Source organism: Pontibacter sp. SGAir0037, from assembly GCF_005491705.1.
GTDB lineage: Bacteria > Bacteroidota > Bacteroidia > Cytophagales > Hymenobacteraceae > Pontibacter.
Map to the genome: position 1 here is coordinate 2011712 of NZ_CP028092.1, position 23680 is coordinate 2035391.

The 23680-nt window shown below is 43.2% G+C and carries 17 protein-coding genes; 9 read left to right on the top strand and 8 right to left on the bottom strand.

Annotated features, from left to right (window positions below):
- Window position 1: 1 nt before the first annotated feature.
- Window positions 2–178 (top strand): HNH endonuclease, encoded by a 177-nt coding sequence (locus tag C1N53_RS22990; RefSeq protein WP_137758843.1) that lies wholly within the window; start codon window positions 2–4, stop codon window positions 176–178.
- Here C1N53_RS22990 and C1N53_RS08230 read toward each other — a convergent pair.
- The 6 genes from C1N53_RS08230 to C1N53_RS08255 all read right to left on the bottom strand — a co-directional run bounded on the left by C1N53_RS08230 (window position 171) and on the right by C1N53_RS08255 (window position 12827).
- On the bottom strand, window positions 171–1298 hold the full coding sequence (locus tag C1N53_RS08230; protein WP_137758844.1) for a DNA cytosine methyltransferase: 1128 nt from the start codon (window positions 1296–1298) through the stop codon (window positions 171–173). The two genes, C1N53_RS22990 and C1N53_RS08230, sit on opposite strands and share 8 nt — an antisense overlap.
- Window positions 1291–2364, bottom strand: coding sequence for a PD-(D/E)XK nuclease family protein (locus C1N53_RS08235; protein ID WP_137758845.1), 1074 nt, complete (start codon window positions 2362–2364; stop codon window positions 1291–1293). Before C1N53_RS08235 ends, C1N53_RS08230 begins: the two co-directional genes overlap by 8 nt.
- Complete coding sequence (locus tag C1N53_RS08240) at window positions 2361–8408, bottom strand: DEAD/DEAH box helicase (protein WP_137758846.1); 6048 nt, start codon at window positions 8406–8408, stop codon at window positions 2361–2363. The genes C1N53_RS08235 and C1N53_RS08240 overlap by 4 nt, the downstream gene beginning before the upstream one ends.
- Entirely contained in the window at window positions 8405–11248 is a 2844-nt protein-coding gene (locus C1N53_RS08245; protein ID WP_137758847.1) for a hypothetical protein, read from the bottom strand. Before C1N53_RS08245 ends, C1N53_RS08240 begins: the two co-directional genes overlap by 4 nt.
- A 347-nt stretch (window positions 11249–11595) precedes the next feature.
- Entirely contained in the window at window positions 11596–12249 is a 654-nt protein-coding gene (locus C1N53_RS08250) for a helix-turn-helix transcriptional regulator (RefSeq protein ID WP_137758848.1), read from the bottom strand.
- Window positions 12250–12296: 47 nt separating this feature from the next.
- Window positions 12297–12827 carry a helix-turn-helix domain-containing protein gene (locus C1N53_RS08255; RefSeq protein ID WP_137758849.1) on the bottom strand — a complete coding sequence of 177 codons (531 nt, stop codon included), beginning with the start codon at window positions 12825–12827 and terminating at the stop codon, window positions 12297–12299.
- A 539-nt stretch (window positions 12828–13366) separates the two neighbouring features.
- Here C1N53_RS08255 and C1N53_RS08260 point away from each other — a divergent pair.
- The 4 genes from C1N53_RS08260 (at window position 13367) to C1N53_RS08275 (ending at window position 19813) form a co-directional block, all read left to right on the top strand.
- Entirely contained in the window at window positions 13367–13690 is a 324-nt protein-coding gene (locus C1N53_RS08260) for a hypothetical protein (RefSeq protein ID WP_137758850.1), read from the top strand.
- A 146-nt stretch (window positions 13691–13836) separates the two neighbouring features.
- Entirely contained in the window at window positions 13837–15210 is a 1374-nt protein-coding gene (locus C1N53_RS08265) for a TlpA disulfide reductase family protein (RefSeq protein ID WP_137758851.1), read from the top strand.
- A 17-nt stretch (window positions 15211–15227) separates the two neighbouring features.
- A complete protein-coding gene (locus tag C1N53_RS08270) occupies window positions 15228–18428 on the top strand; it encodes a SusC/RagA family TonB-linked outer membrane protein (protein ID WP_137758852.1) in 3201 nt (1066 codons plus the stop codon).
- Between the two features lie 23 nt (window positions 18429–18451).
- The gene (locus tag C1N53_RS08275) at window positions 18452–19813 is read left to right on the top strand and encodes a RagB/SusD family nutrient uptake outer membrane protein (protein ID WP_137758853.1); all 1362 of its coding nucleotides are present in this window, start codon (window positions 18452–18454) and stop codon (window positions 19811–19813) included.
- Between the two features lie 56 nt (window positions 19814–19869).
- On the opposite strand, the gene C1N53_RS08280 is transcribed toward C1N53_RS08275, so the two are convergent.
- On the bottom strand, window positions 19870–20166 hold the full coding sequence (locus C1N53_RS08280; protein WP_137758854.1) for a hypothetical protein: 297 nt from the start codon (window positions 20164–20166) through the stop codon (window positions 19870–19872).
- A gap of 254 nt (window positions 20167–20420) precedes the next feature.
- On the opposite strand from C1N53_RS08280, the gene C1N53_RS08285 reads away from it, so the two are divergent.
- Window positions 20421–20627, top strand: coding sequence for a hypothetical protein (locus tag C1N53_RS08285; RefSeq protein WP_137758855.1), 207 nt, complete (start codon window positions 20421–20423; stop codon window positions 20625–20627).
- Between the two features lie 108 nt (window positions 20628–20735).
- Here the strand turns inward: C1N53_RS08285 and C1N53_RS08290 are convergent, their stop codons facing one another.
- Entirely contained in the window at window positions 20736–21149 is a 414-nt protein-coding gene (locus C1N53_RS08290; RefSeq protein ID WP_137758856.1) for a hypothetical protein, read from the bottom strand.
- Window positions 21150–21483: 334 nt separating this feature from the next.
- Here C1N53_RS08290 and C1N53_RS08295 point away from each other — a divergent pair, with 334 nt between their 5' ends.
- From C1N53_RS08295 to C1N53_RS08305, 3 genes are all read left to right on the top strand, one after another.
- The gene (locus C1N53_RS08295) at window positions 21484–22308 is read left to right on the top strand and encodes a LytTR family DNA-binding domain-containing protein (RefSeq protein WP_137758857.1); all 825 of its coding nucleotides are present in this window, start codon (window positions 21484–21486) and stop codon (window positions 22306–22308) included.
- An 86-nt stretch (window positions 22309–22394) separates the two neighbouring features.
- Window positions 22395–23231 (top strand): TIGR02587 family membrane protein, encoded by an 837-nt coding sequence (locus C1N53_RS08300; protein ID WP_137758858.1) that lies wholly within the window; start codon window positions 22395–22397, stop codon window positions 23229–23231.
- 19 nt (window positions 23232–23250) lie between these two features.
- Complete coding sequence (locus C1N53_RS08305; protein WP_137758859.1) at window positions 23251–23661, top strand: hypothetical protein; 411 nt, start codon at window positions 23251–23253, stop codon at window positions 23659–23661.
- Window positions 23662–23680: the final 19 nt, after the last annotated feature.

Below are 23680 nucleotides of genomic sequence, written 5' to 3' on the forward strand. Positions count from 1 at the left end.
TGTGAGCAACGGACTGGCCCTCTGCCCCAACCTGCACCGGGCCTTCGACCGGGGGCTGGTTTCCATATTTCTCTTGGGTTGGCTTTGCAAGCTAAGCTCTTTGACAAAGCTTTGGACTGCGGATTGGCTTTGTGCAGCTTTGGCAATGTGCTTGCAAAATGCTTTGGGCTTTATATAATTTTGTTCGTTATCAAAAAATCTTTTAATGAGGATGCAACTGCTTTTGCAAGAGGCACAGGAACTCCGTTTCCAATCATCTTAAATTTTTTAGATAAGGGAAGTTCAGACGGAAGAATGTATTTGTCAGGGACTCCCTGAATTCTTAATGCTTCTCTTACTGATAGTCGCCTGTGTATATATGGATGTAAATGAACTTCGTTGTTTCCATAACAAGCCGTTGGACTGTACTTAAAGCGGTGAAGGCGTTTAAAAGAAGGTCTATTTGTTTCCCCTTCTTCAATTGCTTGTAAAGCCTTTTCGGTTATATACAAATTAAAAAACTCATTCGCATTTGGCTTAGTGTTTATTTCACGTTGTGAAACCAAACAACTTTCAACACACAATTCTAATGGAACGCCTTCTGGTTTATCCAAATTTTTTCCGAATGAAACTTGTTTTCCCCAATTATATTTCGTTGCAGCATCGTGATATTTCTCATTTAAAGGAAAAGGAAACCACTTACCAAACGGTGCTTGTTCAATAGCTTTTTTACTAAGACAATCTTTTCTAATGCCAATAAAAAAAACACGTTCTCGGTGTTGCGGAACCCCATAATTCAAAGAGTTTAGTTTTTCGTGGTCAACATAATACTCTTCTTCAACTCTATTTAAAAGTGATTGCAGATATTCCTTTGTTTCTTTTCTTTTCGTCAAACCGGTTACATTTTCCATAACGAAAAAAGTGGGTTTCAATTCCAAAATCTTATCAAAGTAAACAATTGTCAATTTACCCCTTTCTCCGTTAAAACCTTTCATCGAACCGTTCATACTAAAATCTTGGCAAGGCGGTCCGCCTATCATTCCAAAATGTTCGGGTTTACCATTATGGAACGCTTCTTCAATAATCTCTTTTGATTTTACTTCCGTGATTGATTTAGTATTGAAAATTTCTGCTTTAACGCAATTTCCCTGTGATTTTCGCCACGAAGTCATACCGGCAGCATGAAGTCGTGCGAAAGTTTCATCAAACTCATTTGTCCAAATAACCTCAAAACCTGCTTGCTCAAAGCCCATATCCATAAAACCTCCTCCTGAAAAGAAAGAAAGAATTGGTATTTTATGTTCTTTACTCTTACTCATAAATCATTGTCGTGTCAGTCGCAGAATAAACAAACTCTGTTGCATCTCTTCTTATATTGTAAATTCGTATTTGTTTATTTTTGTTATTGTTTAGATCATCAAATTCCTTCGAATCAAAATTTTTAATGGTTAAAACTTTATTTCCATTTTGTAAGATTACACTCACATTTCCATTTTGGAATTTTTTAACTTCTTTAATTTCACCCAAAACATCATTGAAAGAAAAATTTGTTTCGAGTGTCTTGTTAAAGAAAGTACAAGCCGGTCTGTATAGACAATGCTTACAATTTCCTTCTTGTGGATTTGCTGAAAATAATTTTGTGTTTATACAATGATTTATTGACTTTAAAAGGCTTTTTGCTTCCTCAAAAATCGATTTACATTCTTGTTCTGAAAACTCAACAGAAAATTTTTGCTTTGCTGAATCAACTAAACTTAAACTTGTTGGAAACTTATTTGTATTTTCAAAATACAAATAAGCGTAAATTTTAAGTTGTTCTTTGAATTCATTTTTTACTTCTGAATAACTTTCGCCTTCATCATCTAAACAATCTTGTGTAATTGCTCCGGTTTTAAAATCAATAATTTCAATGTTGTTTTCGTTTTCAATTACTAAATCTACTTTCCCGCCAATCAATTTATCTTGCGATTCAAACCATTTTTCAGAATGGAATTTTGTATTGCTGAAACTTATCGGCTGATCGGATTCGCTTCTCAAATGCTTCTTTAGTTGAATTTTTTTCAACCCAAAGTTTCGTATTCTAACTTTTAACGGAACAAAAAAACCAAACCCATTTTTTTGTAAATCATCTTCAACTGTTTTCACTTGATTGTCGAATTCTGCATTAAAATCATCTTCACTTTTTATAACTCCTTTTGCAATAAATTCAAGCATTTTATGCAACACTGTTCCGAAATAAGCATAAGGCGAAAGCGGAAGTAAAGGTTTCTTATCAAACGCTTCTGCCAACAACGATTTGTAAGCACAATTTTTCATTGAATAAAATTGGCTTGGCGAAATACGTTTGATTTTCTTAAAATTTATTTCTCCAATTTTATTCATCATCTTATTACCAATCTTTCGTAACACCAACCCGGTCTGCGATGTAAGTTAAAAGTGTCAAATAAACTGATCTTCCCACCGTTGCTGTCAGTATGTTCTTTTATTTCATTATAGATTTCAGCTAACCAGTTTGCCTCGCTGAAATTTTTCAAATTCCAAAATGGGTGAATAATCATAATTACGTTTCTTTGATTTCTTCCGAATTTGATAATGGGCAAACCATTTATTTCTGCTGTATATGTAAAACCAAAACTTTGAGCAAAAGCATTTCTCAATTGCATTGCAAATGCAAGCCAATTCTGTAATTCAACAAAATTGAAATTTCCGTCAGCACCACAAACAAAAGTTGAATCTTTCATCAAGCGAAGCATTGAAAACCCTAAACGCCAATCAAGTAAACTGTGATAGTTCATATTTCGAAACACTTTCAAACAATCGTAACAAGCGTCATCGCATTTTTCTTGATGAGTTTGAGAATGAATTTTTCCTAAATAACTATTTGCATTACTTGGATTGATCGATTCTGAAAGAATGTTTTCAAGATTGTTGTATAAATATCTTACAAAGCCCGAACCGTTTTGCAATTCATCTGTCAAAATAATTTCTGCAATTCTTCTGTTTGTTCCATCATCAAGAACTTTCATTGAAATGTCTGCAATTTCAATTTCAGTCGGGTCAACGTCAAGTTTATCTGCTAAAATTCTTTGAAGTAAAAATGCTGCGGAATAATAACCCGAACGCACTCCGTTACTTTGTGCTTTGACGTGTGGTAAATCTGCTTCACAAAAAAACATATTTAAGTCAAGTTCCAAAGGAACAGTTGACGGACTAATTCTGAATATCTCTGTGTTTTTGTGGCTTGCTAATGCAATTTGCTCGTCTATACTTGTTGCATTTTGTTGAACAAACATAGAATGTCCATTGCTGTCATTTGTATTACCTGAAAAATCATTCAATAACCATTGAGTATTAAACCAAAACCCGCTTTGATTGAAAGGAAATTTGTTGTTAGTATTGTAAAGTTTCCCTATAAAAAATCTATCAGAATTTGTATTTATACGCCAAGTAACATCATTATCAGAAATAGTTATTGATGCGTTGTTTACAACATTTGGAGTTGTAAAATCTACTTTTTCCGCAAAAATTGGTGGACGTGAAAGTAGAAATTCAGAATCGTCTTTTGTATCGCTACCTCCGGAAAGGTTTGTTCTGTATGCTCTTGGTGATTTGAGCATAAAAGGACGCTGATATTTGTTAGAATTATCTTCACCACAATTAGGGCAAGTATCAAAATGACTTTCACTTTCTAAATTTGTTTTGTCTGCTTCTGAATAAGTTTCAAAAAATCCACAAGATCTGCATCGTACAAACCAACGATTTAATGAAAATGGAAGTTGATTATTGGTTTCAACATTCGTTACAATTTGAGAACCATTTCTGCGTTTATTGATAAAATCACTTGTAAAACCAATTACTTGATGAATTGCCTTGTCTTTTGTTTTCTGTGCTCCCGGTGCAAACTCATAAATTGCCATTGCTTGTGCCCTGTCTATTGAAAGGGGTTCAAGTCTTTTATTTATGCCATGATATAAATTTCTAACAGTGGTCGGCATTCCAAACATTGGCAAAATTCCGCCTTCAGCAAATTTTTCAGAAATGTCATTAGAAGCAATCTCTTCGTTAGTAATTATGCTTTGTGTCCTTTCAACTAATCCGTTTGGCGTTGTTGTGTCTGCAACCCAATTTACATATTCATCTCTTTTTGCCTTTAATTGTGGTGTAAGCAAAGCATCAACTGTCATTTCAATTGCTGTTCTGTTTTCAGTTATCCAATTTGAAATTTCAGGTTTGTAAACGGTCCAACTATCAACAGAACCAAATTCACCGTGTACGCTTGATTTTTCATCAGAAGTAATATCAATTTCTCTTTCAACGTAAGCTCTACGTAAAATCTCTTTTGCAAGTAACCGTTTGAAAATTCTTTCTTGTCCCATTGTCAAGAAAGGTGTTGGTGGTGCATCGCCAGTTATTCTTTGTGGATTAGCAAAGTAAAATTCGTCATGACTTCTACCTCTGCAAAAGGTCAAAATAACTGAATAAGCTTGTCCTCTTCGTCCGGCACGACCAACCCTTTGTTGATAGTTGAATCGTTGTGGAGGCATATTACCTAACATTACAGCTTGCAAAGAACCAATATCGACACCAACTTCAAGGGTTGTTGTTACGCTTAACAAGTCAATTGTTTTGACTTGTCTGTTGCCTTCATCGGGTAAAATGATATTTCTAAAATGTCTTTGTCTTTCAAATTGGTCGTCTGTTTGTCCGGTGAGTTCTTCACAATGCAAACGAATTGGTGGACGTTGTTGCTTGATAGCGTTATAAGAAAGATAATTCTTTTTCCAAACATCATCACAAATTCTATCCGCTTGTTGTTGTAATGCTGTAACAGAATGTGTGCAAATTCCACCGCTAAAATGCAAGTGTGATCTTCTGCCTCGTTGACTTGTCCAAATTGAATCAGTTGGTCGTGCAACTTTGATGAAAAGATTTTCAATTTGAATACCTGAATCGCCTCTTAACAAACTACTTGTTGTAAGCGTGTTATAAACTGCTTCTCCAATCTCATTTTCTTGTTTTGAAAATCTATTTGCAACAGCCCGGATATATTTTTTGACTTGTTCAGGAAAATTGCTGTATGCAATTATGGGAGGATTAAAAGGAATATTGTCATTATCGACTTTGTTGTATTTATACTTGTCACCTAAAATCCGAATTGTTGAATTTAAGATTTGTAAAAAAACATCTTTTGCTAAAGCAATCGATCTAGCTTGGTCTGAGATAATTTGCAATTCTGGATTTATACAAACATAACCTAACGCAGAAGATTCAAATGAATAAAACAGAGATCCAAAAAATATTAAAGCTAGACCGCTAAATGAACCTTCTTTCAATTCATCAATATATTCTTGGTTTGCCCCATCTGCCCATTGGAAATTTGAAAAATCAATAAGCTCAAACCAGGGAACAAAATTTCCATTTAATAATTTTGTTTGAAGTGAAATATCGTTGCCACCCGGATTTATACCTAACCTTATAAAGTGTTTAATAAGTGGTGCAAGGTCTAATGTGTTGGTAATGTGAACTAAACTTCTCACATTTAATGTAAGGGAACGAATTTCACTCAGTTTTGAAATTGCTATTTCTTTTTCTTTTAATCGATTTGTGTTAGATCCTGCATAATTTGAATTTTCAACCAAGTATTCAACTTCATCAAAAATTGCTTGAGACTGCTTTTTTAATTCTTCTTGCCTTGTTGAATCTCCATTATCAAGAGCATTTACAATTTGGTAACGAAACATCAAATTTGAATGTAATTCATTGACTAGAATTTCACGCATTAAATCTGTAAAGTGATTGCGTTCAATTCCGTTTGCAATTTGTGCAGCATCTTCACGGCTATCAGAAAACACTATTAATTTTCTTTCATCGTCATTGCTAGGAAGTTGATACATCAATTCTTTGGCAAATATTTGTGTTGTTTTAGCAAAACCGGTTCTAAAACCACGAATGGAAGAAGTTTTAATTTTATCAAAACGTTGTTGCCTTTTTTGATGATTTATACCACAGCTTGGACAAACACTTGGTAATGCTTTATGTGTTTCAACAATAATATCCGAATTGAAAATATCAAAAGCAATATCTCTGTTAGTAGAATTTGTAATTGTGAAATAATAGCCTCTTACCCATTGGGAAGGTATATTATTTGATTTAGTATGTGAAAAATCAATATCACCTGAAATAGAATTTAGGGATGCCGGGATCCAATTTGCTTCAAAGTCATTTTGATTAGCTCCATTCAATGTAGGTTGTCGCCAGTAATTTTGAGGAATTCCTTGAGCTGCATCGTGTGGCGTAAATTGCTGATTGCCACATGGCCAAAATACAGCATATTCTTGGTAACTTCTTCTTTCTACTAATTTAGCTGGTGTTTTCTCCGGGATTCCCTCAATGTTAGGACTAATCGGGAGCATTTCAAAGGAATTGTTTCCGGATTCATTCTTTGTAACTAAGCGGCTTCCGCCAAATAATGTAGTGCCGCAATTATCACAATAGAGCAATTCTAAAACCCGGTTTCCTTCTCCTGAATTTATTCGCGTAGTTGAATAAAGTGTACCAACAGTTCTTTCTCCATCTGAATATTTTTCATCAATTTCCTCTTGTTTAACAGAAGCCCAAATTCCTTCAATGTTTCTAAAGAAATAATGAAATCTAAAACGTGGTAATTTTCTATCATCAGGAATTTTATCTGCAATAGTTTTAAATTCTGATTCGTCTAAGATTGCTCTAGCAATCAACAAACCACGCAAGGCATTTTCTAAATTTTCTTTGTTTTCGGTAGCTTCAAAAATTGTTTCAGCAAAATATTTCCTGTTATCCTCATCACCATTTGCTTGCGTTGAACAAACTGCTTTGTAATCTTGACAAGGCGAAAACAAACGTTCTTTTAATTGAAAATTTGGATTGGTTATTACAGAAAGTAAATTTGAAATTCCGTTTCCGTCTTGTGGTAAATTAAAAGTTGCTGCAAGTTGTGTTGCACTTGATTCACAAATTGAATTGAAATTTTCATCAGTAATGTTTCCTTTTACTTCTGAAAACTTTTCCGCAATTTCTTTGAACGGATTTATTGGAAGTTTTCTTCCGGTTTCTGGAAACGCAGTAATTGGATTGTTTTTCCCTTCAATGATTTTGAATTTTAGTTTGAAATGCTCATGGCTTATTCCAAAAAAATCACATACAAAGTTTTTACTTGCTTCGTCTCCTGCTTCTAACGAAGCACTTGAAGCAAGAATCCGTAACTGTGGATGATGTGAATGTAATCCTAAACGAGTAAGAACAAGTTTGAGCAAATAAGCAACTTCTGTTCCTTGCGTTCCTCTGTATAAGTGCAACTCGTCAATGATTAGGTGAAAAATGTTGTTTGGATTTTCTTCTAACCATTGTTTTGTTTCATCAAAAATTCCTTTGTCAATATCACGCATTAACATTATGCTCAACATTGAATAATTTGTGATCATGATGTCTGGCGGTGCTACTTGCATATCGAAACGGCTTCTCATTTCTGCACCGTCTAAGCGTTGAAAAAATGATTTTAAATCTTTCGCTTCGTTTCCTGATTTACCAGTTTGCAGAATATATTGTACTACTCGGTTTGAATCCTTTTCAATTTGTTGTAATTGTTGTTTGAGTTGGTTGACCTTGTTTGTGTTGATTGCAAGAGTTCCGTCATCTTTTATTTTCTTCAGTTCACCGGCTACAGGGGAACTTCCGTTGTATCGTCCAAAATAAATTGCGTTCCCGTTTGTGTTTTCGCTTAACCAATTTCTTGTGTCATCAGAATCTAAGGCTTTCCTCAAACGGCTCATTTGATCTTCAACTAAAGCATTCATTGGGTAAAGTATCAACGCTCTTAATCCGGCTTTTCTTGTTTCGTGATTACGTTGCCTAACAACATTACTCAATGTATAATTTGAACTATTGACAATTTGCGTTGGTGTAAGCCCATCATTTTCTTGCCACCAAGTATTTAGTCTTGCCGATTTTTGATTTGGTGCTTGCCAATTTGCTAGTTCTTTTGAAAGTTGCGCAAACAATGGAAGTAAGAATGATTCCGTTTTTCCCGAACCTGTGCCGGAAGTAATGATACAGTTATTTCCAAGTAAGGCTTGTTTCAACATTTCTGCCTGGTGCGAATGCAAAGGGAAATTTCCAATAAGCCCGGTATTTACAAGTCCTTTGAATGTTTTAGTTTCCGCTTCATTCAAGGCATTTCCTAAATCTTCGGCAGTTAGGTCATTAATTTTTTTGCCGCTTGAAACAAAGTCAGGCAATGGCTCAATCCAAGGCTTTCGATAAAGAACCTTATCGTAATTCAATAAGTCGTAACGCTCTTTTTCGATGCCTTCAAATCTAGTTCCGAATGCTGTTTTTACATAGCGTATAAAATTCTCTTTTATGGTTTCAAACGAACCAATTGGGTCTTTCATAATGTCGTGTTTATTGGTGTTTGACCTAACTTTAGTCTAAATAAATTATGAGTAAAAATACCAGTCACATTTTCATAAACTCTAAATTTCTTACCTTCAATTTCTATAAAGTCTGGTGCTTTTCCGCTCAAAAGCATTATAGCTTTTGCTAACAATCTGGGTAAGGGTGTTTCAATAGGAATAGCGACTTTATTGCTTACACTGTCAAAAAGAATCACATCTTTACTAAAATACTTCAATGCTAAAAATTTCCCCCAATTCACATCGACTTTATAGCATTTGTTATCTTTCCAAAGTTTGAAATAATAAGTGTATTCGTTTAACTTGTACTTAAGTAAACAAAATGATCTATCAAAAGATAATGTTTCACTTTTGTCAAAAACTAATGTTTCAGCATTGAAAATGTATCTTGCCCAATCGTAATCATTTTCATCAATCTCTTCTAATGTATTTTCGTAATCATTAATATTTGATGAAAAGTCCTGCAAAGCAATTTGTGGAAAATATTTAGATGTGAATTTTATATTTAATTCGTTCACAAATGCTATAATATTGTTTTCCCCATAAGAATCATTTGCTTGTTGAAAAGCTTTAATTGTAATCACATCAGGTAAAAGCAATATTTCGTTTGACAAAAATTGCTTTGTAATTTCTACTTGCAACTTGTGTTTTGATGCTGCCGTTATGATTTTTTCAATTAAGGCAGTATCTCTTGCACCAATCAGTAAAATCTTTCTTCCTTTATCTGCAGGTATAAAAATAAATTGCGGTGGATTTAAAATAATATTTTTAGTTTCATAATCATAGTCAAGAATTCCGATGTAATCATAAAAATTCAATGACGCTCTTTTAAGTTTTGTAAGATTGTAGTTTGTATTTGCTTGATGTTCGGAAAATTCTTCTGAATAGAAAAATTCAAATGCTTTAAAAAAATCTTCAGTTGAAAGTTCGCTTTTCAAAGTAAGAAAATTGCAAAAATTATTTCCGTTATGATTGTTAAATGTTGCATTTATAATATTTGTTTGGGTATCTAAAAATATAGATGTGAATAATGGGCCATAAGTTGAAAAATATCTTTGGCTTGATTTATTTGAATTAACAATGTTACTTCCTAAGCAAAACTGTTCAGCATCCTTTATAATATTTCGTCCAAATGAATCACGTTTCTGTAAGTTTAAGCCATCAACTTTTATTGCTGTACTATTTGATGAAACAAGATTATATGCAAGTGCATTTCCTGAAAAAGTTTCGTCTTCAACTTTGATGTAAAAATCGGTATTTATTGCTGTTTTTTCAGGCAACAACCAACGATTGTTAAGGGATGTTTTTTTAGAAAGATATATCTTTTCGTCTGTGTCTTTGTATTGCAAATACACATTTTCGTTTCCATCAGAATTTACAATTTCAACTTCCGGTAAAAAGTCATTTATATACGTTCTGAAATTTACTTTTAACCCGCCAACTAATTCAATTCGTTTTTCGGTGTAAAGTGTAAGAATTGAAATGTCAGTAAGTCCTTGTGTAGGACTCCGAAACCAAAACAGGGAATAGTTGTCAGGTAAACCTTCAAAATCTTCTTGCTTAAAATTTCCATTACCAAATGTTTTGCCCCATTCCTTGATTAATTCTTGTTTGTCGCTTTTGCAGAGCAAATACATTTGCTCTGTTTTTGAAAGTAAATCAGTTTCAATCCAAAAATCATTACTCAATTTAAATCTTCCTGCACTTACAAATAACCTTATATCACGGTTTGGAAATTTCGCAATCCATTTGTTGAAATTGTCTTCAAGTTCAAGTGCTTCGTAAAATCCAAGGGGAAGAGTTTTAGACCAACCATTGATTTCATATAAGTTTTCGTAATTTTCAAATTTCAAATCTTCTGGATAATCATTTGAAGAATACATTCTGTAAGAGAACAAAATCACTTCATCATTTGTGTTTACTTTAAATTGAAGAAACAAAGGTGCAACCGTATAATTTCTTTTCTTTCTTGTTGCTGTTCCTTCTTCAATTTCTATATGTGTCTCGCCTGACCATTTTTTGTATAGACGTTGGATTGTTTGAATGATAGATTTTGATAATTCATCATCTTTTTTCAAAAACTCTAGTGTGCTTTTGGGGATTAAGTCTGTTCGGCTGTTTTTAACTTTTTCTTGTAAAAATTTTTCATCATAAAAAGTATTCGGCACTAAACCAATAGATTCAAACAATTCTGGCAAGCGGTTCAGTAATTTTGGTGGCAAAACACATTGCGAAAAAACTTTTCCAACATAAATCCAATTGGCGTTTGAAAAGGGAATTACATTGAATAAACCTAATTCACCATTTTTTATGATATTAGCCCATTTTGACAAGTCTTCCCATAAACAATTTATTTGATTGTCACTAAAATCGGTTGTTCCGATGTTTTCGTTTATTTGATGACTTTGAAGGAATGAGTTAAGCCTGCCATAATAGTTGTTTGGTCTTAGGTTAGCGTTATCAACATTTTCAACTAACGGAAGCACCATAAAAGTTAAATAGGAAATGTGTGGCGGAAATAATACAGGAATACCGTCTATTGTAGCAAACGTTCCATCGGCTTTCTTTATACCAACAAGTTTGTGCTTAGAATGAGCAAATTTTGCCTTTGCAATTATATTTCCGTTTGAACCAGGTACACCACGTTTTATGGCATTGATAAAATCTGCCCAAATTTCATCTTCTGTTTCTATATCAAAATGTTGTCTAGCAATGTTTATTATGTCATTTTTTGTTAGATATAAATAAATGTCTTTCCCTGCGTTGGCAGGATTAAAAAAGTATGACGATATGATGTTGTTCCACTCTAAATACTTCATTATATTTTTAATAGTACAGATTTAATTTGGCAAATAGGGTTGGTTAAAAATAGCTCTTTTGGTTTTGTGAAAGGTTAGCTTGTGTATCGAGCTAAACCAAGTGTGCCGTTTATGCGGCTGGCTAAAAGAAATTTTAAAAAATGCGAAGTGTTGGCTTTTCCTATTCCTTTTATCACCTGTCCCAACAGCAAAACGCGATCAGCTTGTTTGTCTGTCCGTTTGATCGAAATGGTCTGTATGTTAAGTCCATTTTCAGTCATTGCCTTGCTATGTCTTCTGTCTTTTTTAACATTGATGCCAACTACAAGGCAGCAGGAGTGCCAACTCACATTAGCTGCATTGTGTATTCACTTTAGCGCTTTCACAAACACCTCCCGAGAGCTCTCATTCCTTCCCTTCACCAACCTAGGAGCTTTCCGTTTTCCGGTATAAAAGCCCAAAGCATCAGCAACAAAAGCTGGCTTTAAAGGAAATCCCAATTTTGCCACACAGTAGTTAAATACCTCCAACCCTGTCCGCGGTTCATCAAAATAACCACTAGCAAATAATTCATACACATACTCCTGCACTTGCTGCTTAGTGGCAGTACTTTCTAACGACAGTTTAAAGCCAGCAGGCTCTTCTTCAAAGTCCAGAAAATGTTCTTTGACATTGCCTCGTAAAAGTGAGATAGTATAACTTTTGTTACCAGAGGCAGAATTAAAGCTATGCTCGACCTGCACCTGGTAAAACGGCTCCTCAATTCTGCCAAGCATCAGCTCCGAAAGCGGGCAACCAAAAATCAACCGCAGGTAGTTGGTCTCAGCAGCGTTGTACTTCTTGGTAGAGGTCGGATCTTCCAAATTCCTCACGTACAAAGGGTGGTAACCAAGCAGGAACGACAGCTCTCTGGCTGTGTAGCCCATTGCAAGCCTCTTCTGCCGCACACGGTAAGTTTTATCAAACTCTATGGAAGAAACGGGAAAAGTCGAAACCACTACTGTATATTTATGTTCTTTCACAGACTCTAATTAAAGCAATTTCATATTAATAAAAAAAAACAAACTATCTACACCTTCTGAAATTTTACAACGATTTGCTTCTTACCATTCTCCTCTATCTCTACCTCCATTCTCTTTAAAACTCCCGCTTCTACTTTTCGTGCCAGTATAGCCGTAAAGTCAGTTTCAGGTCTTGATTCTTTGTTTTCTCCGTTAATTAAAGCAGTAATTTGTTTAGCTGTCCTCGGAGTTTTAAGATAATCTTCCTCTGCTTCAATTATAACATTTAACATTCCTGTTGGGCCCATTCCTTGAGGAAATTTATCCACGATCTTCTTTTGAGGAAAGTCGCTTAATACATGTTCAGGATAAAAATCATGAATACTGCAATTGAGTATGTTAGCTATTATGTTCAGATGGTGATCAGTATATTTATGCGATGTTGTATCACTTTCAATTTTACCAATCATCGACGTATCCTCAGAAGGACTAATTAATTTTGAAAGCTTCTTCTGAGAGATATCAGCCTCATTTCTGAGTGCCCTTACCCTATTTATAATGTATAAATCTGTCGGAGTGATTAGAACCTCTTTTCCCATGCCTCAAGGAGCAGGGAAAAATACTTATACATAGGTTCCAAAAATTTTGAATTTATTAATCAATTATATATATTAGCTGTTGAAATAATAAGATAGAATATAGAATAGATATTACGATTAGATATCCAAGCATCTGGATTCTGAATCTTGCGCTGAAAATGTAGGAACCTTTCTGTGAACGCAAGATGCAGGAGTTGATGCCCATTTACTATCTTTGCGATAGTGATGGGCCCGCTCTTGTATGTTGTTCACAGCCCTCCTACAGGTTTCAGCATCATACGGAGTGGGTCCCATTACTATCGTTTCTTTAATGGCCCTTTCTTAAGATTCATTGTTCAGTGCGCTAAATAGTCAGAACAATGAACCAGTACCCCAGCTTCATCTACCAATTGATCATTAGTGCACCGGAGTAAGTTTATCTGGTGAGTAACTTCCTTTTGCTCTCTTTACCTCCTTTTCATCCAGTAGCTTCACTTCTGGCAAGCCCCACCACAGGCTTACCCGGAACCTTATTGCCTTTACTTAACCCATTACATCCCATGGAAGTACCTGAAACCTTTACCGCCCTGGAAGCGCCGCTTGCCCCCGAGCAGGTGCTGCAACGCTTCTGCGCCACTTACCCGTTGCAGGAAGCGCAGCGGGAGATCTGGAAGTGGTTCCTGCCCGTGCTCAAGGCCAGCATTTCTAACCCGGAACGTTCCGAGCGGCTCACCACCTTTTTTGATCACCTGGAGCGGATGCTGCACGCCCTCTACCGCCTGCATGCCGATCCCGATGCCGCCGTACCCGAGCAGGAAACCATCACGGAACTGCCCGATACCTATTTCCGCCTCTGGGTGCTGCTTACCTCACCGCCGGAGTGAAGACAAAATCCAACTACCCGTAGCCCCTCCTACTCGCTTGGGGCCAGTTTCTGAATGTCGTGCTACCTGATACACCTGATGCCTTACATGAAAATGCCTAACATCTAAAACCTAGCATCTAACTACTACCATTTAACCTCTAAAAAATGAAACCACAAAAATGGCTTCCCGGGCAGCTATTGCCTATACTTTTCCTGTTAATGGCTTTGCTCCTGCAACTCCTGCCGGGCTTTTGGCTCACCGTTTGCCGGGCTCAAGGTAAGGTAGCCCAAGGGCTTGGTCCAGGCCAGCAGGTGCCGCAGCATCTTTCTTTGCAAATGGTCAACCACCCTACACCCACCGCCACGCTCTCCGACTTTAAAGGCAAACTGCTGCTGCTCGATTTCTGGGCTACCTGGTGCAGCTCGTCCAGGGCACCGCTTCCTTTACTGGATTCCCTGCAACATGCATACGGGGACCAGCTGCAGGTGCTACTGGTAAGCTATACCGCCGCCCGTGACAACAAGGCCAGCGTCACCGCCTTTTTTGAGAAGTGGCGCAAACCCGACGGCTCCCGCTACCGCCTGCCTTCGGTGGTAGAAGATACCAGCCTGATCAGGCTCTTCCCGCACACCCCTATTCCGCACTTTGCCTGGGTAGCTCCCGATGGCACCGTGCAGGCTATTACCCGCTCCGAACAGGTAACGGCCCATAACATCAGCAGCGCGATAAGAGAAGGTATAATGCCGCCCACCCTGCGCCCGGACCTCGACCTGAGCCGCCCCCTGCTGACAAATGAAGCGATCCCGCCACAGGCCGCGCGCTACTACGCCACATTGCTGCAGGGCTCGGTAGACGATGGCCCTGCCAGGTTGCAGGTGCGCCAGAACGGTGACGCGGAAAGCGGCTTGGTGGCCGCCAACATGTCGCTGCTCGAGCTGTATACCACTGCCAAACGCAACCTGTACCCCGAGTTCGGCAGCAAAGGGCTGGTACTGGAACTTGTCGATTCGGCCCGCCTCTTTCCCACTAAATCCGGCCTTGCGGCAGCCGACTGGAAAGCCCGCCATACCTATACCTACGACCTGCTGTTGCCCGAGGGTACCTCCGAAAACCCGTACCGTGTGCTGCTCGACGATCTGAACCGCTACTCCGGCTACCGGGCCACCCTGGAGCCACGTGAAACAGACTGCCTGCGGCTGGTGCGCAAAGGCCGGAAAGACAAACTGAAAAGCAAAGGAGGCGAACCGGAGAACAGGCTCTACAGCAAAACTGCGCCTTCCATGCAGCACATGCCGCTCTCTACGCTGGTAGCCCGCCTCAACAGCAACAATACGCTGCCCCTGCTGGTGGTGAACGAAACCGGGTATACCGACCTCGTGGACATTGAACTGAAAGCCGGCTTTACTGACCTGCCCGCGCTGCGGAAGGAATTGCGGGCCTATGGGCTGGACCTGGTGCCGGCCCGCCGCAAAGTGCCCCTGTTCGTGCTGCGGGAACTGCACACCTCCACCGATAACAACTCACATCTAACTCCTTAACCAAAACACATTACTTTATGAAAAGATCAGTACTCTTGTTTAGCCTGCTGCTCTGTGCCCTCACCGGGATGGCACAGCAGCCGGTACGCGGGAAAGTAAGCTCCGCCAAAGACAATACTCCTCTGCCCGGTGCCAGCGTGGTGATAAAAGGAACCGATACCGGCGTCACGACCAACGCCGAGGGTGAATTTACCCTGCCCCGTGTGCCCGACAACAGCCTATTGCTTGTCACCTTCCTGGGCTATGTTGCCCGGGAAATAGCCGTGGAGCTGCCGCTCTCGCAGCCTCTGCTCATTGCCCTGCAGGAAAACGAGCACCAGTTGCAGGAAGTGGTGGTGAGCACCGGCTACCAGAACATACCGCAGGAGCGGGCCACCGGCTCCTTTGCCCAGGTAAGCCAGGAGCGGTTTAACGAGCAGGTGAGCACCGATGTGCTCGGCCGCCTGGAAGCCGTAGCCAACGGCATTACCGTAAACCGCGGCACCCTGGAAAGCGGCAATATTATGGTGCGCGGCCTGAGTACCATCCAGGGCCCCAAAGCCCCGCTTATTGTGGTGGACAACTTCCCCTACGAAGGCGATATCAACAACATTAACCCCAACGATGTGGAGCAGATCACGGTGCTGAAGGATGCCGCTGCGGCCTCCATCTGGGGTGCACGGGCAGGCAACGGTGTGATTGTGATCACTACGAAACAGGGGCGTTTTAACCAGCCCCTGCGCGTGGAGTTTAACAGCAACGTTACCTTTACCGGCAAACCCGACCTCTCCTATAGCAACCAGATGAGCAGCGCCGACTACATAGAGGTGGAGCAGATGCTCTTCGACAGGGGGTATTATGATTATGATATCACTTCACCTTACCAGGCACCACTTTCCCCGGTAGTGGAGCTCTTATTACAGCAGCGCAACGGCACTATATCGGCACAGGAAGCGGAAGCCCAACTGAGTTCCCTGCGCCAGCAGGATGTGCGCAATGAGTACAGCCGGTACATGTACCAGCCCGGCCTGAACCAGCAGTACAGCCTTGGCCTGAGAGGAGGCTCTGCCCAGAACGCCTGGCTGCTTTCTGCTGGTTATGATAAGAATGTGGACAACCTGGCCGCTTCCTTTAACCGCCTGAACCTGCGCTTCCAGAATACGCTCAGGCCTGTAAATAACCTGGAGCTAACTACTGGCTTGTACTACACCCAGAGCGGCGGCGGCAGTGGCAGACCTGCCTACGGAACAGGAAATTCCGGTAATACCACGCTGTATCCCTACACCCGCTTTGCTGATGCACAGGGCAATGCTTTGCCAACTATCCGGGATTACAGGCAAGCCTATAAAGAAACGGCCGGAAACGGGCAGTTGCTGGACTGGAACTATTACCCGCTGGAAGATTACAAACACGACAGAACCACTACAGCATTGCAGGAAGTGCTGGGAAATATCGGGGCCAGCTACCAGTTGCCGCTAGGTCTGGAGGCCCTGTTTCGCTACCAGTACCAACGGCAGCAGACTACCTCCCAAAACCTGCAGGGGGAGCAAAGCTACGCAGCAAGAAACCTGGTTAACCTGTACACCCGGATTGACCCGGAGACAAACACGGTTAGCTATGGCATCCCCAGAGGCGCTATCCTGGACCGGGGGCAGGCCTTGCTGGAGGCGCATAATGTGCGGGCACAGCTGAACTTTAACCATACCTGGGGCCTCCACGAAGTAGCCGCACTGGCAGGTGGGGAAGTACGGCATGCCCGCACTACTGGCAGCAGTACCCGCATGTACGGCTTTAACGAAGCCATCCTGACCACGGGGCTGGTTGATTACGTGAACAGGCAGCCCACCTTTATCGATGGCAGCCTGGCCCTGGTACCGAACCGCGATGGCCTCAGCGACAGGCTCAACCGCTTTGTATCTGTGTTCGGAAACGGCGCTTATACTTACAGAGGCAGGTACACACTTTCCGGGAGCGTCCGCCGGGATGCCTCCAACCTGTTCGGGGTACTGTCTAACGACCGCTGGAATCCGCTCTGGTCCTCCGGCCTGAGCTGGGACATTTCCAGGGAACCGTTTTATAAGCTGGCTTTTCTGCCTTACCTGAAGCTGCGGGCCACCTATGGTTTCAGCGGGAATACCGATCTGAGCAAAACCGCTGTTACCACCATACAATACGCTGCCGTTTCGCCGTATACCTTAGCCCCTTATGCTACTTACGATAATTACGCCAACCCCGACCTGCGCTGGGAAACGGCCCGCATGACCAACATCGGCCTCGATTTCAGGCTAAAAGGCAACAGGGTAACAGGCAGCCTGGAGTATTTCAGGAAAAAAGGCATAGATCTGTTTGGCAGGGAACAGCTGGAAAGCACGGCCGGGATAGGCTCCACGATTGTAAAGAACGTGGCCAGCATGAAGGGCTCCGGCTTTGACCTGGAACTTAATAGCCTGAACCTGCAGATAGGCGGATGGCAATGGGCCTCCCACCTGAATACCAGTTATGCCCGCGAAGAGGTAACCGAATACTACCTGAGCAACCTGAACGGGAGTGCATTTGTAGGATCTGTGCCAACCGTATCGGCGCTGCCCGGAAAAGCTGTATATGCTATTTACTCCTATCGCTGGGCTGGGCTCGATCCGCAAACAGGAGACCCGCAGGGTATTGTAAACGAAGAAATAAGTACAGATTATGCCACTCTAACCGGGGCCCAGACGCAGGTAACCGACTTGAAATACCACGGCTCTGCCCTGCCCACCCTGTTCGGCTCGTTTGGTAATACCTTCTCCTTTAAAGGCTTTTCGCTTACAGCAAGGTTTTCCTACAAACTAGGCTACTACTTCCGGAGAGAATCGCTCCACTACGGCAACCTGTACGCGATTGGGCTCGGGCATGCCGATTATGCCCTGCGGTGGCAGCAACCCGGCGATGAAGCCTTTACGAACGTTCCATCACTGCTATACCCGGATAATTTCAGAAGAGATGCCTTCTATAGTGGTTCGGAGGCCCTGGTGGAGCGTGGCGATCACATACGGTTCCAGTATGTTACAGCCAGTTACGAACTCACAAAAGAAAGCTGGAAACAGCTGCCTTTTAGCAGGCTACAGGTATACGGCAGTGTCAACAACCTGGGCTTGCTCTGGGCAGCCAACAACAAAGGTATAGACCCGGATTTCAACCTGAACAGCTATGCTATTCCGCCTGCCAAAAGCTTTTCACTCGGCCTGAGAGCATCCTTTTGATTTTCACCTTTAAAACAACCATTATGCAATACATCGCTAAAAGAGCAGTATACCTGCTGCTGTTGCTCTGCCTGGCTACGGGCTGTGAGAGTTTCCTGGATGAGAAACCAAATAAACAACAGGTAGTGCCGGAAACGCTGGCGGATTTCCAGGCCCTGCTGGATAACTTCTCCATTATAAACGACAGCGACCCCAGCTCCTCTGAAATCAGCTCCGACGACTACTACCTGACAGACGCGGACTGGGCAGGTTTGACAGAGGAATACCGTCGGGTTTACGTATGGGAGAAAGACCTTCTTTTTGCCCGGGGCGCTACAAATAACTGGGCCTACTCCTACAGGCCGGTGTATACGGCAAATACCATCCTGGAGAATATCGGTAAAGTGGACCGCAGTACCTTTAACCAGGTGGAGTGGGATAATGTGAAGGGGCAGGCCTTGTTTATACGCGGAAAGTCTTTCCTGCAGGTAGCCGCAATGTGGGCAATGGCTTATGATGCCTCCACCGCCGCAACAGACCTGGGCATACCGCTTCGCCTGGATACGAACTTCGACAGCAGATCAACGCGGGCCAGCCTGCATGAAACCTACGACCAGGTGCTCTCCGACCTGAAGGCTTCTGTCTCTTTGCTGCCGGAGGTACAGGTACACCCTACGCGGCCTACAAAGGCAGCCGCCTACGCGCTGCTTGCCCGAACTTACCTGTACAGGCGACACTACTCTGAGGCAGCAGCATATGCAGATTCCAGCCTGCGCCTGCACAGCTACCTGATGGATTTTAATACCCTGAATCCCTCGGCCACCTACCCTGTCAGGCAGGACAACCAGGAGATTATGTTCCGCAGTATCATGCGTGTACCTGCTCCTTTAAATGTAAGCAGGGGAAAAATAGAACCGGCACTCATTCAATCGTATGCAGCCGATGATCTCCGAAAAGTAATTTTTTTCCGGAATAACGGGAACGGCACCTATGGGTTCAAGGGGAGTTATGAGGGCGCTGCAAATCTTTTCAGTGGTATAGCCACTGATGAAGTATACTTGATGCGGGCCGAAGCACAGGCAAGGCTGGGAAAAACGGATGAGGCGATGGAAGACCTGAACACGCTGCTGGTAACACGCTGGAGAACCGGCACCTTTGTACCGTTTACAGCAGCTACGCCACAGGAAGCTGTTGACCTGACCCTGCAGGAGCGCCGGAAAGAGCTGCTCTTCCGGGGCCTGCGTTGGATGGACCTGAAACGACTGAACAAGGAAGGCGCTGATATAACCCTAACCAGATCGCTAAACGGGCAGATATATACTCTCGCGCCTAACGACCCACGTTACGCCTTGCCTATTCCAGAGGATGTAATTGAATTAGCTGGTATACAACAAAACCCGCGCTAATAAAAAATCCGCCCCTATCATGTGTTGCTATAGGGGCGGATTTTTTAGAGCGGTTATTAGTCTTTAAGCGTCTGTGCGTCTTCCAGAATTTGCGCATGGTCTCTGGCGTTTAACCAGGTACCTATGCTTCCGCTTTGAACCGAAACCACACACGGCAGGTCTTCACCACTGCAAGCAGGGCCACTGCCACTCACAGCCGTCCACAGGTTCGTGTTGTACACATCATTCATGTTAGTACCAATAAACTGGTACTGTACCGCTACGGCAGCCTCTTCTGCCGGTGCCTTTGTAAAAGCCGTGGCGGCAACGGCCACTACCAACACGGCTAAACTTAACATATACTTTTTCATCATACAGGATGCTTTTATACATCAAAAAGCAAGCGAAAAACTTTAGTTTGAAATAGGTATATCACGTGTTCTGGCGACTCCTTCGGCCGCCCACGCAGGCCATGCCCTGGAGGCTGCACAGCCTATATGTTCATCTGTCTTATTGCGATGCCTGCCTGCGGCACCGCCTGTTGCTCATGCGGGTATAGAGAAGACATACCTCCTTTCTGAAGATGGAAAAATGAAGATGATTTTATAGGGCAAAAGCCTGTCGGCCTGTGACGTTTTGGGAGGAGAAGGAAGGGCAGGTACTGCGCAACCCTCTGAACAAATTTACGGCGCAGGGACAGCGAAAAACAAAGAAAAGGAGCACCAAAAGCGATGAAGTAGAGAAAATGGCCCACGAAGTATGGAAATCCGATCACGAAGTAGAAAAATCGAGCCACGAAATTCGGGTGCATTTTACCGGTTCTCACGGGGGTTGACTGAGAGGCCCGTCGCATATTTAGCTCCGGGGGGAGCATACCCCAACAGGAAAAGCCTTCGCTGTGGCAGCGAAGGCTTTTCCTGTTGGGGTCCGGCTTCGGGCTCAGCTACTCATAACTAAAACGGATGGTGAGGGTGCCATCCACCAGGAATCCGCCTCCCGGCGAAGTGGAGGAGGTAAAAGAATCGAGCTCCTCGATCCGTTTGCCAACGCCCGGGGCTTCGGAACCGGTATCTTCCGGGTATTCCAGCTGTACCTCCAGCCTGTTGGCTACCGCAAAGGCGCTGTCGGCTGCCAGGCGCTGGATAAAACGCTCGTCCAGCCCGGCCAGGTACGCCTGCTGGGCACTGTTGAGTTCAAAATGCCCGATCACCCAGTTCCTGAAATCATCCCGCAGCAAGGCTGCCTGCACCTCTAGCTCCTGGTCGGCCAGGGCATACAACAAATCCTGTTGCTGCTGTACCCCCTCCGGTGTAAATGGAAATTTTTGCATCGCATTTTCTTTAAGGTGTAACATCATAATTCATTCCCTATACTTACGCCACACTCCCTGGCAGAAATCCAGTTAAGGCCATAGAAAATGCACGAAGTAGAGAAAATGGCGCATGAAGTAGAGAAATAAGCCCACGAAGTATGGAAACAGGGGCACAAAATCATCCCCCTGCAAGGCTAGTTTCAAAGGTGGGCCTTTACTGGCATAATTATTTTTGCTTAACACCAGCCATAATTAATAGTAATTTTTTATTATAGGAAGAATAACATACTATTACCACAAACTTTACATAGCCCAGCCCCAGAAAACGGAGTAATTAAAAGCTATATGCTGCTTTACTCACACCCGAAAACAAACCAGTATGATTGCAACTATTTATATATCCCTGCTCCCCTTCAGGCACCGGGAATCGTACTTCCGGCCAGTCGCTGCCCTGGCAGCGGCCCATTATTTGACCACCCTTGGCGAGGAAGACAGCCTGGCAGACATGCTCCTGTCCTATTCCTACTATATTGCCCTGGCAGCCGGTTTCGTGATCGCATACGCGCTTATTGCCCTGGTAAGTTTTGCGACAACACAGCTCGACCGCCGCCTCAGCTGGCAACAGCAGCCGGTACTGCGCCTGGCGGCCCAGGTTGTGCTGGGCTTTGCCCTGCCGGCTATGCTCGCTTACCTGCTGGCAATGGCTTATTTCGCGATTTTTGGTGTCGACATCCTGGAAACCACCTACCCACGCTACGAATTTCCGTTTGTGCGCCTGCTCCTGGTGCTGCTCAACCTGTATTACCTCTTGTTGTATGTGCTGCATGTAAGCAGCCGGAAAGCCCCTGCTCCCGTCACAAAGGCGAAGGAAGTATTCCCTGTGCGGACGGCAACGGCTACCATTTCTGTTCCGACAGATACGATCTGCTGCTTTTACAGGAAAAACGGGGCAAACTACCTGCGCACCTTTGCCGGAGACGTACACCTGATTTCGGGCAGCCTGGAGCAGGTTGAACTGCGGATCGGAACCGATACCTTTTTCCGTGTAAACAGGCAACTGCTCGTGCATTACAGGGCCTGCGTGCAGTTCAGCCCTCTGGAGCACGGCAAACTGGAGCTCCGGCTCAGCTGCCGGGAGCCCAGAACTGCCGTTATCAGCCAGAAACAGGCACCGGCTTTCCGGAAATGGCTGCTGGAGCGGTAATTTTAAACCATCTTTTCTACTGTTCACGTACAAGGGAGCCATCACACTCCTATTCCGTATAGTTGAACAGAGAAACACATAAGCGCATGCACAACGGCTTTACAGGAGGCAGGCCTGCATCAGATTCCCTGAAAGAATACGCCCGTGGCATTGTCGGGGGCCTGATCTTCAGTTTTCCCATGCTCTACACCATGGAAGTGTGGTGGGCAGGGTTTATAGCCGGTCCGTTTCATTTCGTTGCCCTGGTGCCGGTTACCTTTTTCCTGCTGCTGGGCTATAACCGTTATGCGGGCATGCGCCCGGGCTCCTCCTGGCGCAGTATTTTCGTAGACTCCATCGAGGAGATGGGGATCGGGCTTGTGCTTTCTTTCTTCCTGCTTTTCCTGCTAAAGCGTATCGAGTTCCAGGGAATGGGGCTGGAGGAAATAATGGGAAAGGTGGTGATAGAGGCGATGTTCGCCTCCATTGGCGTTTCTGTGGGCACCGCCCAGCTCGGGAGCGATAGCGGCAATGAGGAAAAGGAAAACAGGAAAGGGATGCAGGCGATGCTGTCGCTGGCCCTGTGCGGCGCCATACTGGTGGGTGGCAACGTTGCCCCTACAGAGGAAATCGTGATGTTGGCCATGGAGGCACGACCGGTGGAAATGCTGGCAATGGTGCTGTGCTCCCTGCTGCTCAGTTCGGTAGTCGTATACTTCAGCGATTTCAGGGGCTCCGCCAGAGAGGCACCCCGCGACATGGCTTTTTTTGTCACGCTCGACGCCTGCCTGAGCTACTTGGTAGCCCTTCTTTCCTCGGCCTTTGTACTCTGGTTTTTCGGAAGGTTTGAAAGCGTTTCTTTTGAAGTGGCCTTTGCCCAGTGCGTTGTGCTGGGGTTTATTGCCAGCCTGGGTGCCTCTGCAGGCAGGCTGCTTATTAAGTAGAAGTTATCAGGATATCCATATGCCGGAAAAGAACCATCAGAACGATACGGTAGACCAGAAAAACCCGCTGGAGTGGACCGTTTTTAGTATAAGCCTGCTCCTGGTGCTGGGGGTGCTGGGCTATTGGGCCTACCGGGTATACAAGTACGAGGAGTTGCCCCCGGAGCTGTACGTAGAAAAAATTCCGGCTCCCTCCGAACAAACGCCCTACCGCTATCAGGTAAGTGTATTTAACGGAGGCGGGCAAACGGCCGAAAACACAACCATAGAAGTGGTGCTGGAGCGCGACGGCGTGGAACTGGACAAGGCAGAGCTGGAAATCCCATACCTGCCCAAAGGCTCAAAGCGGGAAGGCTGGGTGCTCTTTCGGGAGGACCCGGCCAAGGCAGACACCATGATTGCCCGGGTAATCAGCTACAAGAAACCTTAGGGCCGGAACAATCTGAACA

Excerpts from the sequence above, each read along its gene's own strand:
- C1N53_RS08230 (WP_137758844.1), bottom strand. The coding sequence starts at position 1,298 with ATGAGTAAGAGTAAAGAACATAAAATACCAATTCTTTCTTTCTTTTCA.
- C1N53_RS08235 (WP_137758845.1), bottom strand. The coding sequence starts at position 2,364 with ATGATGAATAAAATTGGAGAAATAAATTTTAAGAAAATCAAACGTATT.
- C1N53_RS08240 (WP_137758846.1), bottom strand. The coding sequence starts at position 8,408 with ATGAAAGACCCAATTGGTTCGTTTGAAACCATAAAAGAGAATTTTATA.
- C1N53_RS08245 (WP_137758847.1), bottom strand. The coding sequence starts at position 11,248 with ATGAAGTATTTAGAGTGGAACAACATCATATCGTCATACTTTTTTAAT.
- C1N53_RS08255 (WP_137758849.1), bottom strand. The coding sequence starts at position 12,827 with ATGGGAAAAGAGGTTCTAATCACTCCGACAGATTTATACATTATAAAT.
- C1N53_RS08260 (WP_137758850.1), top strand. The coding sequence starts at position 13,367 with ATGGAAGTACCTGAAACCTTTACCGCCCTGGAAGCGCCGCTTGCCCCC.
- C1N53_RS08265 (WP_137758851.1), top strand. The coding sequence starts at position 13,837 with ATGAAACCACAAAAATGGCTTCCCGGGCAGCTATTGCCTATACTTTTC.
- C1N53_RS08270 (WP_137758852.1), top strand. The coding sequence starts at position 15,228 with ATGAAAAGATCAGTACTCTTGTTTAGCCTGCTGCTCTGTGCCCTCACC.
- C1N53_RS08275 (WP_137758853.1), top strand. The coding sequence starts at position 18,452 with ATGCAATACATCGCTAAAAGAGCAGTATACCTGCTGCTGTTGCTCTGC.
- C1N53_RS08280 (WP_137758854.1), bottom strand. The coding sequence starts at position 20,166 with ATGATGAAAAAGTATATGTTAAGTTTAGCCGTGTTGGTAGTGGCCGTT.
- C1N53_RS08290 (WP_137758856.1), bottom strand. The coding sequence starts at position 21,149 with ATGATGTTACACCTTAAAGAAAATGCGATGCAAAAATTTCCATTTACA.
- C1N53_RS08295 (WP_137758857.1), top strand. The coding sequence starts at position 21,484 with ATGATTGCAACTATTTATATATCCCTGCTCCCCTTCAGGCACCGGGAA.
- C1N53_RS08300 (WP_137758858.1), top strand. The coding sequence starts at position 22,395 with ATGCACAACGGCTTTACAGGAGGCAGGCCTGCATCAGATTCCCTGAAA.
- C1N53_RS08305 (WP_137758859.1), top strand. The coding sequence starts at position 23,251 with ATGCCGGAAAAGAACCATCAGAACGATACGGTAGACCAGAAAAACCCG.